The organism is Pseudoxanthomonas wuyuanensis (assembly GCF_900215535.1).
In the GTDB taxonomy this organism is placed as follows: domain Bacteria; phylum Pseudomonadota; class Gammaproteobacteria; order Xanthomonadales; family Xanthomonadaceae; genus Pseudoxanthomonas_A; species Pseudoxanthomonas_A wuyuanensis.
The window spans coordinates 202,667-216,635 of sequence record NZ_OCND01000003.1; the positions used below are offsets into that span (position 1 = coordinate 202,667).

Annotated in this window: 7 protein-coding genes and 1 riboswitch; all 7 genes read left to right on the top strand. The window is 65.9% G+C overall.

The window, feature by feature from the left end:
• Positions 1 to 351 precede the first annotated feature (351 nt).
• The 7 genes from ilvD (at position 352) to CRO39_RS08555 (ending at position 13,893) form a co-directional block, all read left to right on the top strand.
• A complete protein-coding gene (gene ilvD / locus CRO39_RS08525) occupies positions 352 to 2,193 on the top strand; it encodes a dihydroxy-acid dehydratase (RefSeq protein ID WP_097121471.1) in 1,842 nt (613 codons plus the stop codon).
• A gap of 217 nt (positions 2,194 to 2,410) precedes the next feature.
• Positions 2,411 to 4,255 carry a methyl-accepting chemotaxis protein gene (locus CRO39_RS08530; protein WP_097121472.1) on the top strand — a complete coding sequence of 615 codons (1,845 nt, stop codon included), beginning with the start codon at positions 2,411 to 2,413 and terminating at the stop codon, positions 4,253 to 4,255.
• A gap of 164 nt (positions 4,256 to 4,419) precedes the next feature.
• A riboswitch (TPP riboswitch) is annotated at positions 4,420 to 4,524 on the top strand.
• A 124-nt stretch (positions 4,525 to 4,648) separates the two neighbouring features.
• Complete coding sequence (gene thiC / locus CRO39_RS08535) at positions 4,649 to 6,526, top strand: phosphomethylpyrimidine synthase ThiC (protein ID WP_097121473.1); 1,878 nt, start codon at positions 4,649 to 4,651, stop codon at positions 6,524 to 6,526.
• Between the two features lie 107 nt (positions 6,527 to 6,633).
• The gene (locus CRO39_RS08540) at positions 6,634 to 7,233 is read left to right on the top strand and encodes a DUF4136 domain-containing protein (RefSeq protein WP_097121474.1); all 600 of its coding nucleotides are present in this window, start codon (positions 6,634 to 6,636) and stop codon (positions 7,231 to 7,233) included.
• A 332-nt stretch (positions 7,234 to 7,565) separates the two neighbouring features.
• Positions 7,566 to 9,908: a winged helix-turn-helix domain-containing protein gene (locus tag CRO39_RS08545; protein WP_097121475.1), complete on the top strand. Its 2,343-nt coding sequence runs from the start codon at positions 7,566 to 7,568 to the stop codon at positions 9,906 to 9,908.
• Positions 9,909 to 10,042: 134 nt separating this feature from the next.
• Positions 10,043 to 10,960, top strand: coding sequence for a helix-turn-helix domain-containing protein (locus CRO39_RS08550; RefSeq protein ID WP_097121476.1), 918 nt, complete (start codon positions 10,043 to 10,045; stop codon positions 10,958 to 10,960).
• Between the two features lie 53 nt (positions 10,961 to 11,013).
• Positions 11,014 to 13,893 (top strand): TonB-dependent receptor plug domain-containing protein, encoded by a 2,880-nt coding sequence (locus CRO39_RS08555; protein ID WP_097121477.1) that lies wholly within the window; start codon positions 11,014 to 11,016, stop codon positions 13,891 to 13,893.
• The last annotated feature ends 76 nt before the right edge of the window (positions 13,894 to 13,969 follow it).

Sequence of the window (13,969 nt, forward strand, 5' to 3'; positions counted from 1 at the left end):
AGAAACCTGCGGCAACAAAAAACCCCGCATCTTTCGGTGCGGGGTTTTGCGAATCTGGCATCGTTTTCTGCTTACGCGCCTGTTCGTCCCGCACCTGTGGGCAAGGTAATAAGGACGAGGACGAGAATGGAGGCCGCGGGAATCGCGGTCTTCATGGCGTCCGGCAGGGGCGTGTGGCGTTGCAACATGCGGCAAGAGAAACACGCCGGTTTGCGTCTTGTCAAGCAAGCGGCAAGGATTTTCTGTAATGTCCTGACGGCCGGCATATTTGTATGGGGATGGTTGCAGATGCAACTATGAAAAACCCGCAGAATCGCCGCCCCCGCACCGCCTCGCAGCTCTCCGCAGACCATGCCTGAATACCGATCCAAGACCTCTACCCACGGGCGCAACATGGCCGGTGCCCGCGCGCTGTGGCGCGCCACCGGCATGACCGACGGCGATTTCCACAAGCCGATCATCGCCATCGCCAACTCGTTCACCCAGTTCGTCCCGGGGCATGTGCACCTGAAGGACCTGGGGCAACTGGTTGCGCGCGAAATCGAACGCGTCGGCGGCGTGGCCAAGGAATTCGACACCATCGCGGTGGACGACGGCATCGCGATGGGCCACGACGGCATGCTGTACTCGCTGCCCAGCCGCGAGGTCATCGCCGATGCGGTGGAGTACATGGTCAACGCGCACTGCGCCGACGCGCTGGTGTGCATTTCCAACTGCGACAAGATCACCCCGGGCATGCTGATGGCCGCGCTGCGGCTCAACATTCCCACCGTGTTCGTATCCGGCGGACCGATGGAAGCCGGTAAAACCAAGTTGGCCGATCACAAGCTGGACCTGATCGATGCGATGGTGATGGCGGCCGACCCGAATGCCTCCGACGAGCAGGTCGCGGCCGTCGAGCGCAGCGCCTGCCCGACCTGCGGCTCGTGTTCGGGCATGTTCACCGCCAACTCGATGAACTGCCTGACCGAAGCGCTGGGACTGTCGCTGCCGGGCAACGGCACCGTGGTGGCCACGCATGCGGATCGCGAGCAGCTGTTCCTGCGCGCCGGCCGCGTGGCGGTCGAGCTGTGCCACCGCTGGTATGGCGCCGAGGATCCGACCGCGCTGCCGCGCGGCATCGCCACTTTCCAGGCGTTCGAGAACGCGATGACGCTGGACATCGCCATGGGCGGTTCCACCAACACCATCCTGCATCTGCTGGCCGCCGCGCAGGAAGGCGAAGTACCGTTCGGCATGCGCGACATCGACCGCCTGTCGCGGCGCGTGCCGCAGCTGTGCAAGGTGGCGCCGAACACGCAGAAGTACCATATCGAGGATGTGCACCGCGCCGGCGGCATCATGGCCATCCTGGGCGAACTGGCGCGCGGCGGTCTGCTGCACACCGGAGTGTCCACCGTGCATGCGAAGACGCTGGGCGAGGCGATTGCCAGGTGGGACGTAACGCAGAACGCCGACGATGGCGTGGCCGAGTTCTACCGGGCCGGGCCGGCAGGCGTTCCCAGCCAGGTGGCCTTCAGCCAGTCGACGCGTTGGCCGTCGCTGGATACCGACCGCGCCGAGGGCTGTATCCGCGATGTGGCCCACGCGTACTCGCAGGAAGGCGGGCTGGCGGTGCTGTACGGCAACATCGCGCGCGACGGTTGCGTGGTCAAGACCGCCGGCGTGGACGAGTCCATCCATGTCTTCGAGGGCACCGCGCGCGTTTACGAGAGCCAGGACGCGGCGGTGAAAGGCATCCTGGGCGATGAAGTGAAGCCGGGCGATGTGGTGGTGATCCGCTACGAAGGCCCCAAGGGCGGTCCGGGCATGCAGGAGATGCTGTACCCCACCAGCTATCTGAAATCCAAAGGCCTGGGCAAACAGTGCGCGCTGCTGACCGATGGCCGCTTTTCCGGCGGCACGTCGGGCCTGTCCATCGGCCATGCTTCGCCGGAAGCCGCAGCGGGCGGCGCCATCGGCCTGGTCCGCGATGGCGATCGCATCCGCATCGACATTCCCCAACGCGGGATCGATCTGCTGGTGCGGGAAGAAGAACTGGCCGTTCGCCGCGGCGAACAGGACGCGAAGGGTTGGCGGCCGGCCCAGCCGCGCGCGCGCAAGGTCAGCACGGCGTTGAAGGCCTATGCGCTTCTGGCCACCAGCGCCGACAAGGGCGCGGTGCGCGACCGCGCGCTGCTGGACAGCGTCTGACGGCTACCGCACAGATATCGACGGCGGCCAGGCGTCGGATTCAGCGGGCCGGTCCGGGCTCGGTACCTCGGTGCTGGCCCCAAGAGGGTTGATGGCTCCGGATGGCGCCAACGCGCCGGCTTTGTCCGCCCGTCGGGCCGTTCGGCGGAAACCGCTCAAATTAGCGGCTGCGCTGCCGCTATCGGTAGGACAGTAGGACGCTCCCGGAGGGGAAGCCATGTCGTCGTCTGCAGCAACGGTCCCGGCGGGCGAAACCGCCGCGGCCTCATTCAGGTTGCCAGATGCACCGGTCGCTTTGTTGCGGCTGGATGCGGCCGGCGTGGTGAATGCCGCCAACCGGGCTGCGCTGGATATGCTGGGCGTCGATGCGCAGGCCTTGCACGGCGAGGCATGCGAACGGATCTGGGGTCTGCCCGCTGCAGCCCTGTGCGGGGAAGAAGGCGTATGGGTGGCGCCGGGCGAGGACGCGGCCAGGCGGGTGCGCTACCAGCGCGAACGCGATGGCAGCGGCTGGATGCTGTCATTGCCGCATCCGGAAACCGCAGCGCTGCTGCGCGATATGGCAATGCTGGGCCAGGACAGCGCGCCGTTGCCCACAGCGCCGGCGCTGCAGCCGCTGGCGCAGCGGTTGCGCGATGCGGCCACCGAGCGGCGACTGCTGGAAAGCATCGGCGAGCGGCTGAGCAACTGCGAGCTGGAACTGGCGCTGCCGGACGGGCAGCCGCCCTCGCCGACGCTGCGCCGGTTGTCCGCCGGCTTCGGCAACCTGGCCGAGGCCATCCGCCAGGCGGTGGCGCTGTCGGTCCAGATTGCCGCCGAAGTGCCGCATGTGGTCAGCGAGAACAGCGAACTGGTGCAGCAGTCGCAGGCCCAGGTGGCGGCGCTGGAAACCGTGCGCGAAGCCAGCGGACGGTTGATGGCCGGACTGCGTGGCGCAGGCGAGGAACTGCAGGCGGTGATTGCGGTGGCCGCCAACGCCAACGCCAGTTCGCGCCAGGGCGCCGAAGCCGCGCGCCTGTTGGGCGACGCCATGCGCGAAGTCGAGCGGCGCTCGGCGCGCGCCAGCGAGGTGATCGAAGTGATCGACTCGGTCGCCTTCCAGACCAATATCCTGTCCATCAATGCCAGCATCGAGGCGGCCCGTGCTGGCGAGGCCGGCCGCGGTTTCGCGGTGGTGGCCACCGAGATCCGCCGGCTGGCCGAACGCGCCGCGGTGGCTGCGCGCGATGTGCGCTTGATCATCGACCAGACCAGCGCGGCGTTGGGCGAAAGCGCGGTGTCGGCGCAGACCACCGAGCAGGTGCTGGGCGGCATCGGCGATCTGCTGGCGCGCGCCAGCGGCGCGATGGAATCGGTGGCCGAACGCGTCTCGGCGCAGGGCGATGAAATCGCCGCCATCGACCGCGCCGTCGAGGACGTGGTGGGACTGAGCCGAAGCAACCTGCAGCACGCAGCGCAGGTCGCCGAGCGTGGCGAAGCGCTGGCGCAGGGGGCGACCACGCTGCACGACTGCGTTGGCCTGTTCCGGTTGCCGGAAGACCCGATGCGCGTCCGCAGGCATGCGCGGGTTTATCAACTGGCGCAGCGGACGGTCGCAGGTATCGGCGCAGCGCTGGAGGCGGCGTTGGACGACGGGCGAATCGACGAGCAGGCCTTGTTCTCGCGCCAGTACACGCCGATTCCGGGCATCGAGCCGGCCAAGTTCAGCACGCCCTTCGACGCGCTCTGCGACGAACTGCTGCCGCCGCTGCAGGAACCGTTGCTGGCCCTGCACGACTGGATCGTATTCGCCATCTGCGCCAATCCCGACGGCTACGTGCCCACCCACAACCTGCGTTTCAGCCAGCCGTTGACCGGCGATGCCGCCACGGACCTGGTCGGCAACCGCACCAAGCGGCGGTTCAGCGACCGCGTCGGCCGCAGCGTGGGCGCGCACACCGATCCGTACCGGCTGCAGGTCTACCGCCGCGATACCGGCCAGATCATGTTCGATCTGTCGGTGCCGGTGTTCGTTGCCGGACGCCATTGGGGCGGTTTCCGGGTGGGCTATACGCTGGGGTAAGGCGCGCCCCGGGGGCTCGTCCAGTGGCGGCGGCTTCAGCCGCGAACTGCTGTGGCAAGGGCGTCGCGGCTGAAACCGTTCCCCCACAAGCTGCATTTTGCGGCCGGCTCGATAGCGGCGGACCCGCCGGACGGCGCCGGCGGCCCGCGCTTGTGGTGTAATACCGCCCGAAGCGGGGGTATCGCCAGCCCGGTGGGACGGCGATTGAGACAGACCCTTCGAACCTGATCCGGTTCAGACCGGCGTAGGGAAGCTTCGCAGGATGCGCCAGATCGCCAGATGCCTTGCCGATCCGTTGCTGTTCATGCGCCGCCGCTTCGTCCGTGATGCGAGTCCCCTCGCAGCCGACCGCACCCCGGTGCGGGCCATCCAAGAAACAGGACGATGCCGCCGATGAACGCCGTACCTTCCCCGCTGCAGCAGCAGACCGATCAGCTGTCCGAATCCGTGACCCGGCCGATTCCCGGTTCGCGCAAGATCTTCGTCGAAGGTTCGCGCCCGGACCTGCAGGTGCCGATGCGCGAGATCGCGCTGAGCCAGACGCCGACCATCTTTGGCGGCGAGGAGAATCCGCCGGTCACCGTCTACGACACTTCCGGCCCGTATACCGACCCGGACGCCCGCATCGACCTGTCGGTCGGCCTGCCGGCGCTGCGCGCGAAGTGGATCGAGGAACGCGGCGACACCGAGCTGCTGTCGCAGCTGAGTTCCGAGTTCGGCCGCGGACGCGAGGCCAACGCCAAGCTGGCCGGCGTACGTTTCCCCGGCCGCACCTTGCCGCGCCGCGCCAAGGCCGGCGCCAACGTCAGCCAGATGCACTACGCGAAGAAGGGCATCATCACCCCGGAAATGGAATTCGTCGCCATCCGCGAGAACCAGCGGCTGGAGGCTGTGCGCGACGCGATGCTGCTGGCGCAGCACCCCGGCGAAAACTTCGGCGCCAGCATCCAGAAGATCATCACGCCGGAATTCGTCCGCGACGAAATCGCCCGCGGCCGCGCCATCCTGCCCAACAACATCAACCACCCGGAAAGCGAGCCGATGATCATCGGCCGCAACTTCCTGACCAAGATCAACGCCAATATCGGCAACTCGGCAGTGAGTTCCGGCATCGCCGAGGAAGTGGAGAAGCTGGTGTGGTCGATCCGCTGGGGCGGCGACACGGTGATGGACCTGTCCACCGGCAAGCACATCCATGAAACCCGCGAGTGGATCATCCGCAATTCGCCGGTGCCGATCGGCACGGTGCCGATCTACCAGGCGCTGGAGAAGGTCGACGGCCGCGCCGAGGAGCTGACCTGGGAGATCTTCCGCGACACCCTGATCGAACAGGCCGAACAGGGCGTGGACTATTTCACTATCCACGCAGGCGTGCTGCTGCGCTACGTGCCGCTGACCGCCAAGCGGGTGACCGGCATCGTCTCGCGCGGCGGCTCCATCCTGGCCAAGTGGTGCCTGGCGCATCACAAGGAGAATTTCCTCTACACCCATTTCGAGGACATCTGCGAAATCATGAAGGCCTATGACGTGGCCTTCAGCCTGGGCGATGGCCTGCGCCCGGGCTGCATCGCCGACGCCAATGACGCGGCGCAGTTCGGTGAACTGGAAACGCTGGGCGAGCTGACCAAGATTGCCTGGAAGCACGACGTGCAGACCATGATCGAAGGCCCCGGCCATGTGCCGATGCAGCTGATCAAGGAAAACATGGACAAGCAGCTGCGCGAATGCGGCGAAGCGCCGTTCTACACGCTGGGGCCGCTGACCACCGACATCGCGCCAGGTTACGACCACATCACCAGCGCCATCGGCGCGGCGATGATCGGCTGGTTCGGTACCGCGATGCTCTGCTACGTCACGCCGAAGGAACATCTGGGCTTGCCCAACCGCCAGGATGTGCGCGACGGCATCATGGCCTACAAGATCGCCGCCCATGCGGCGGATCTGGCCAAGGGCCACCCCGGCGCGCAGGTGCGCGACAACGCGCTGAGCAAGGCCCGTTTCGAGTTCCGCTGGGAGGACCAGTTCCACCTGGGCCTGGACCCGGAAAAGGCCAAGGAATTCCACGACGAGACCCTGCCCAAGGACGCGCACAAGCTGGCGCATTTCTGCAGCATGTGCGGCCCGCATTTTTGCAGCATGAAGATCACCCAGGACGTGCGCGACTACGCGGCCGAGCACGGTGTGGATGAAACGGCCGCCCTGGATGCCGGCATGGCGGAGAAATCGGCCGAATTCCTGGCCCAGGGCGCGCAGGTCTACCGGCCTGGCTGAACCGCAGCGAAGGCAGGCAAGCCCGTCTCCGCCGCGGCCGGCGTATCGGGCTTGTCTGCGGGCGGGTTACGGAGCACCCTGTCGGCAAATCATCAGGGAGAGCCTTCATGCCTACCGTCACCGCCTTCGTACGCGCAGCGCTGGCGCTGGCGCTGCTGCTGATTCTGGCGGCTTGCGCCACCGGGCCGCGCATCAGCAGCGATAGCGATCCCTCCGCCGATTTCTCCCGCTATCGCAGTTTTGCGTTCTATTCGCCGCTGGCGATAGAAAGCCAGGGCTATACCACCTTGACCAGCGCCAGGATCAAGGCCGCTGCCCGCGCGCAGATGGAATCGCGCGGTTACGTCTACGACGAGAAATCTCCTGACCTGTGGGTCAACCTGAATGCCTACATGCAGGAGAAGACGGATGTGGTCAGCACGCCGGAAGTCGACTACGACTATTACTACAGCTATCGCGCGCGGCGTTATGTCGCCGTGCCGTACTGGCGCGACCGCACCGAGGTCTATCGCTATACCGAAGGCACGTTGAATGTCGATCTGGTCGACGCCGCCGGCAACAAGCTGGTGTGGGAAGGCGTGGCGGTGGGCCGGGTGGCGCGGGCCAAGCCGGAGGAGCGGGCAGCGCGGATCGATGCGGCCATCGCGGACATCTTCGCGCGCTATCCGTACCGCGCCGGCAGTGGCGCCGCGGCGACCAGGCCCTGAAGCACGCCCGGTACAAGTGACAGCGCGCCAACGATAGCCCGACCGGTTCATGCGGGCGTTGCGCGGCCAGGCGATGCCAATCTGTGACCGGCAGACAAAAAATTCGCGCCCGAGGGCGCGAATGGTGAAACGTATGTAATAGGACGTCGGCGAGAGAGAGAGGTTGCCTGTGTGGCTCCCGTTCAGGGGGAGCGCAAAGGGCACTGTAAGATCGCCGTCCTGAAAACGCTTTCCCAAACCCGTCATTGCGTTTTGCCAAACCTGTCGGTTCGATTTCCGGTAGGCATTCAGGCACATGACGGCGATGTAGCGGATGCGCAGCATACGGACGCATGTCAAGCCTAGAAGATCCGCGAGTCGACCGTTCCCCCGACATCCCTGCATCCGCAGACCGCCTGCGGATAGGCGATTGTCTGGTCGACGTTCCGCTGCGCGAGATCACGGCGCCCGGCGCGCGCCGTCCGTTTCGGATAACGCCAAAGTCGATGGGCGTGCTGTTGGCGTTGGTGGAGCAGGCGGGCAGGGTGGTCAGCCGCGACGCGCTGCTGGCCGGGGTCTGGCCCGATACGTTGCCGACCAATGACGTCATCACCCAGGCCATCACCCAGCTGCGCAAGGCATTCGGCGAACAGCGCGACAATCCGCGCTATATAGAGACCATCGCAAAGAACGGCTATCGCCTGCTGGCAGAAGTCGAGTGGCTGGACGGTGACGCCGGAGTCCAGCCGCCGGTGCCGCCCGTCCAGGTTGCGGCGGCGGCGCCGTCGCCGGCCACGGTCGGGACAGCGCCGGCCATCGACTTGCCGCCGACCGCTGTTGCCGGAAAGGGCAACCGGATGAAGGGCGCGGCGCTGGCGTTGGCGGCGTTGACGCTGATGGCGCTTGCCGCATCGGCGCTGTGGCTGGCGCAGCGCACGCGCCCGGGCGCCGCCGCCGCGCAGGTACCGGCGGCAGCTACGACCGCTCCGGCTCGGGCGTACCAGCTGATCACCTCGTCGCCTGGATTCGAGATTTTTCCTGCGCTCTCGCCCGATGCGTCCCAGGTCGCTTACGTCGTCATGCCCGACGGGAGTACGGGAGGGTCGCGCATCGTGGTGCAGACCACCGATCAAAGCCAGCCCCGGCCGTTGACCGATCCGCCGCGGGGGACCTGGGACAGTGCTCCGGCATGGGCGCCCAATGGTCGCGAAATCGCCTTCCTGCGCGTGGTCCCTGGAGAAAGCTGCCGGGTGATGATCATGTCGCTGAGCGGCGGCGCCGAACGCGAACTGACCCGCTGCGAGCCGCAAAGCCGTCCAAGCTTCGACTGGTCGCCGGACAGCGGTTCGCTGGTCTTCAGCAGCCTGGCCGCTGGCTCGGGCCCGCCCGGGCTGCGGTTGCTCGATCTGGCCACCGGACGGTGGCGGCACCTGGCGTATGGGGCCACCCGTCGCGATGTCGATCACCTGCCGCGCTTTTCGCCGGACGGCAAGTGGATCGCCTTCATCCGCAATGCGCCGCTGGGGGACCTGTGGCGGATACCGGCCGGGGGTGGCAAGGCCGAGCCGCTGACCCGGCAGCGTGCCGAATTCCGCGGCTGGGACTGGACGCCGGACAGCAAGGCCATCGTATTGGGGCGGCGCGTCGATGGCCATACCCGGCTGTACCGGCTGGATATCGCCACCGGCGGGCTGCAGGACTTCGGCGTCGAAGACGCGCAAACGCCGAGCATCGCGGTCAAGGCCGACGCACTGGCATTCGTGCAACGCAAGCCGCGGTTCGGCATCTACCGGCTGCCGCTGGATCCGGACGACAGCGGCGGCGGCATGGCGGCCGAGCGTCTGTTCGCATCTTCTGGCCGCGATGTGCTGCCGGCAGTGTCTCCCGATGGCACGCAGTTGCTGTTCGCTTCCGACCGTTCGGGGGATTTCGGTTTGTGGTGGGGCGACCCGGACCGTCCGGATTCGCTGCGCCTGATCGAGGGCCTGCACCCGGAATCGCGCCATCTTCCGGTGTGGTCGCGCGACAGCCGGCGCGCCCTGGTGGTGGGAACCGACCACCAGGGCCATTTCGGCCTGTTCGAAGTCCAGCCCGAAAACGGCCAGATCGCCGCGCTGTCGCTGCCGGTGAAATCGGAGGAATTGCTGACGGCGGCCTACCTGCCGGATCCGCGCCAACTGCTGGTGATCGCCGGCAGCGGCAACGATGGGCAGCGGCTGCTGTTGCTGGAAAAGAACGGCAACCGCTGGCGAACGCTGACGGCGTTGGAGGACGTGTCTGCAGTGAAGGTGGACTGGAGCCAGCAGCGCCTGTTGTTTACACGGCTGGGCGAAGACGGCTTGTGGCAGGCGGATCTGGCGTTGTCGCCGGCCAGCGTGCGCATCGTCGACCGGCAGTACCCGGTCAGCGACCGCTACCACACCTGGACCGTCAGCGGCGACGGGCAGATCGAGTATCTCGAATACCTGGCCTCCTGCGCGGCCAGTCTGCGGCACATCGGAGGCGGACGTTCGCATCCGCGTCCGCGTTGTCTGCAACCCCAGCAACTGGCCACCGTCAGCGGGTTCAGCGCAAACCGGCGCAACCGGGTGGTCTACCTGGCGCTGGCCGCCGAAGACGGAGCCGATATCGGTTTCATGCCGCTGCCCGAGGCGGCCAAAACCAAGCAGCGCGATTGGAGCAAGTACCTGTTGTGATTGAAGAACTTCCTTTCGGGATTTCTTCGTAACCGGCTTCGGCAAGATTTCGTACAAGTTTCCCGCAAACTTCCTGCGCCGCCGGCTTCGTTGGCGCAAAACGTCCGCTTCGATTTGGCAAAGTGAAGCGAACGATGGAGCAAAAGTCCTGGGCCGACCGCGGCCAGTTGCTGAAGCTGGAAACGAGCGAAGAACACGATCCCACCGGGTGCGTGGGCGTATCGCGGCTGGGCAGCGCCCAGGTCGCCGCGGATCTGTTCACCATCTGGGTGCAGTTGCGCGGCGCGGCCTGGGTGGAAGCCAAGGAAGGCAAGTTCCGTTTGCGCCCCGGTCAGTGGATCGCCTTCGAGAAGGATTCGCGTCCGCTGGTGCAGGCCGACCGGCACGGCTTGTGCATCGGCCTGAGCCTGAGCGCCGAAGCGCTGCGCAAGCTGTCGCGCTTTGCCGATTGCGGGTTGTTCGCCGGCCGCGGCCGGATGAGTCGCCATGAAACGTTGATCTCGTTGCGGCTGTGGCGCGAAGCCGGCCGCCGCCTGGCCGAACCGGATGCGCGCGACGATCTGTCGGCGCTGCGTCCGTTGCTGTTGCACCTGGCCAGTCTGCAGGGCGAGATGTCCGACCGCATCTCGCGCTGCCCCGGCCGTTCGCGCAGCCGCAAGCGGCAGGTATTCGGCCGCCTGCAGCGCGCCCGGCTGTACCTGGAAGGCAATTGCGACCGCGTGGTGCGGATCAGCGAACTGGCCGAGCTGACCAGTTTTTCCAGCTGGTATTTCTCGCGCACGTTCTACGGCCTGTACGACGAAAGCCCGCAGGCAGCCGCGGCCCGCATGCGGCTGGAACATGCCGCGACGCTGCTGCGCGATACCTCGATGATGGTGGGCGAAGTCGCCGCCGCTTCCGGCTTCGACAACTGCTGCAGTTTTGCGCGCGCCTTCCGCGCCCGTTTCGGCGTATCCGCGACCCGCTACCGCAGCGGCCTGCAGAGCGCGCGGACAGACTCGGCAAAGTCATCGGGCGCCGTACGCAAAGCAGCAATCTTCACCGGAACGTAAGTTTGCAGGGTGTTTTAACACACCCATAACGATTTACTCCGAGGAGAGATTGAATGAATCATCGCAACCCGCGTTCAGCGGTGCGGGTCGGCCTGCTGCCGGCCGCCGTCGCTATCGCATTGACGCCGGCATTCGCCGCCAGCGCCCAGGAACAGGCCGATGGCACCACGACGCTGGACCGGCTTGAAGTCACCGGTTCGCGTATCCGCGGCGCCAACATGGAGACGCAGCAGCCGATCATCTCGTTGAGCCGGCAGGACATCGAAAAGCAGGGCTTCACCTCGGTCGCCGACATCCTGCAGAACCTGACCTCGGCCGGTTCGCCGGCGATTTCCCGTTCGGAAGCGCTTGCATCCGGTGAAGACGTCGGCGGTTACTACATCGACATCCGCAACCTGGGCGCCCAGCGCACCCTGATCCTGCTCAACGGCAAGCGCCTCGGCGCCACGACGTCCGGCTACCAGGACCTGAGCCAGATTCCGATGTCGGCAATCGACCGCGTCGAAGTGCTGAAGGACGGCGCGTCGGCCATCTATGGTTCCGACGCCATTGCCGGCGTGGTCAACGTGATCACCCGCAAGCGTTTTGACGGCGCCGAAGCCCAGGCCTATGTCGGCCAGTACGGCGAGGGCGACGGCGAGACCCAGCAGTATTCCTTCACCGCAGGTTCCACCAACGACCGTGGCGGCGTGACGCTGTCGGTCGAGTACTACAAGCAGGAGCCCGTGTTCGCCAAGGACCGCGCCTTCAGCGCGTTCGGAAACGCCGGCCCGAACTATCCGGGTTCGGGCTGGAGCCCGGTCAGCCAGAATGGTTCGTTCTGCGATCCCTGCACGGCGCGTGGTGTCAGAGAGGGCGAGCCGGGTTATGTCGCTCCGGCAGACGTTCGCTGGTGGACGCTGCGAGAAGGCGGCGATCCGACCAACCGTGCCGACTATCGTCTGCACACCGCGGCCGACAACGCCAACGCCAACCAGCAGATGCTGTTGTCGACCGGCGTCGAACGCCGTTCGGTGTTCGCCAACGCCAACTACGACATTACCGACAACATCACGTTCAACGCGGACGTGCTGTACAACAAGCGCACGACCGATCAGCAGATCGCGGGCTATCCGTTCCAGTCGGCCAACTTTGGCGACATGTCTGCCGACAGCGCATTCAACCCGACTCCGGGCACGGATCTCGAATTCCGCCGCCGTCTGTGGGAAGTGCCGCGCACGACCCGGAGCGATCTGGAAACCTACCGCTTTGCCGGCACCTTCAGCGGCATCTTCGAGATCGGCAGCAAGATCTGGGATTGGGACGTCGGTGCGTTGATCAACCGCAACAACGTGACCAAGACCGGCCACGGCGACATGAGCCTGATCGCATCGCGCCAGGCGCTGGGCCCGTCCTTCATCAATGCTGACGGCGTGGCGCAATGCGGTAGCGCCGCCAGCCCGATTCCGTTGGCCAACTGCCGCCCGTGGAACCCGCTGCTGCCCAACGGCGTCGCTGGCCAGGGCTCGCTGTCGGATCCGGAACTGCAGAAGTTCCTGTTCCCGTATTTCACCGACACCGGCACCACCCGCACCACCAGCTACACCGCCAATCTGGCCGGTTCGCTGTTCGAGATGCCGGCCGGCGACCTGGGTATCGCGGTGGGCTACGAGCACCGCAAGGAGCAGGGCCGCTTCGTGCCGGACGCGTTCGCGCAGTCGGGCGAAAGCACCGGTCTGGCGGCAACCACCACCGAGGGTTCGTACTCGCTGGATGAAGTCTATCTGGAGCTGAACATTCCGGTCCTGGCCGACATGCCGTTCGCCAAGGAACTGACCTTCAATGTCGCTGGCCGCTACTCGGATTACAGCAACTTTGGCGATACGTTCAACGGCAAGTTCGGTTTCACCTGGCGTCCGATGGAAGAACTGCTGGTCCGTGGCACCTGGGCCGAAGGCTTCCGTGCCCCGACCATTTCGGACCTGTACGGCGGCACCGGCAGCAGCTTCGAGTCCTATACCGACCCCTGCGGCACCGGCGCGCTGAACAGCGTCAACGGCAATGCAGCCTGCACGGGCGCCGGCGTGCCGCTGGGCTATGTGCAGTTGGGCCAGGGCCTGCAGCCGTGCACCAACTATCCTTGCCAGACGCCGGATCAGTTCTTCTCCGGTTCCAACCCCAACCTGCTGCCGGAAACCTCCAAGAGCAAGACCGCAGGCCTGGTATGGAGCCCGCTCTGGGTGCAGGGCCTGGACATCTCGCTGGACTGGTACAACTACAAGTTGACCAACATGATCATCGAGGACAGCGTCGACCGCATCCTGCGTGATTGCTACGTACTGGGCAACGCCGAGCGTTGCGCAGGTATCGAACGCGCAGCCGACGGCCATATCACCAACCTGTTCTACAGCTTCACCAATCTGGGTCAACTTGAAACCGAAGGCTACGATCTGGGCGTCAAGTACCGTCTGCCGGAAACCTCGTTCGGCCAGTTCAACGTCGACTGGCAGACCTCGTACGTTTCCAAGTACGACGAACTGGGCCAGAACAGCGCGGGCGAGAACATCACCATCGGCCTGGTCGGCGAAGAGGGCGTGTTCCGCGTGCGTTCCAACCTGGGCCTGACCTGGCAGTTGAACGAGTTCGGCGTGTCCTACATGGCGCGTTACTACTCGGGCGTTTCCGAAGCCTGCGTGCCGAACCGTCCCTGCAGCGAGCCGGATCGTTACCAGAACGGCGAAGGTGCCGCCCGCCAGAAGACCGGCTCCAACACCTTCCACGACCTGCAGTTCAACTGGCAGGCGCCATGGAACGCCACCATCGCCGTCGGCGCCAACAACGTGTTCGACAAGGTCGGTCCGATCCTGTTCACCGCCCCGGACAGCTCGTTCCCGTACTACGGCGGCTTCGACATCGGCCGCTTCGTCTACATGAAATACCAGCAGCGCTTCTGATCCCTCCCAGCAGAACGCTGTCTGTTTCTACGGCCCCGCAAGGGGCCGTAGTTTTTTTGTGGCAGCCTGGCCTGGA

Coding starts and splice junctions, on each gene's coding strand:
- ilvD (WP_097121471.1), top strand. CDS start 352: ATGCCTGAATACCGATCCAAGACCTCTACCCACGGGCGCAACATGGCC.
- CRO39_RS08530 (WP_097121472.1), top strand. CDS start 2,411: ATGTCGTCGTCTGCAGCAACGGTCCCGGCGGGCGAAACCGCCGCGGCC.
- thiC (WP_097121473.1), top strand. CDS start 4,649: ATGAACGCCGTACCTTCCCCGCTGCAGCAGCAGACCGATCAGCTGTCC.
- CRO39_RS08540 (WP_097121474.1), top strand. CDS start 6,634: ATGCCTACCGTCACCGCCTTCGTACGCGCAGCGCTGGCGCTGGCGCTG.
- CRO39_RS08545 (WP_097121475.1), top strand. CDS start 7,566: ATGTCAAGCCTAGAAGATCCGCGAGTCGACCGTTCCCCCGACATCCCT.
- CRO39_RS08550 (WP_097121476.1), top strand. CDS start 10,043: ATGGAGCAAAAGTCCTGGGCCGACCGCGGCCAGTTGCTGAAGCTGGAA.
- CRO39_RS08555 (WP_097121477.1), top strand. CDS start 11,014: ATGAATCATCGCAACCCGCGTTCAGCGGTGCGGGTCGGCCTGCTGCCG.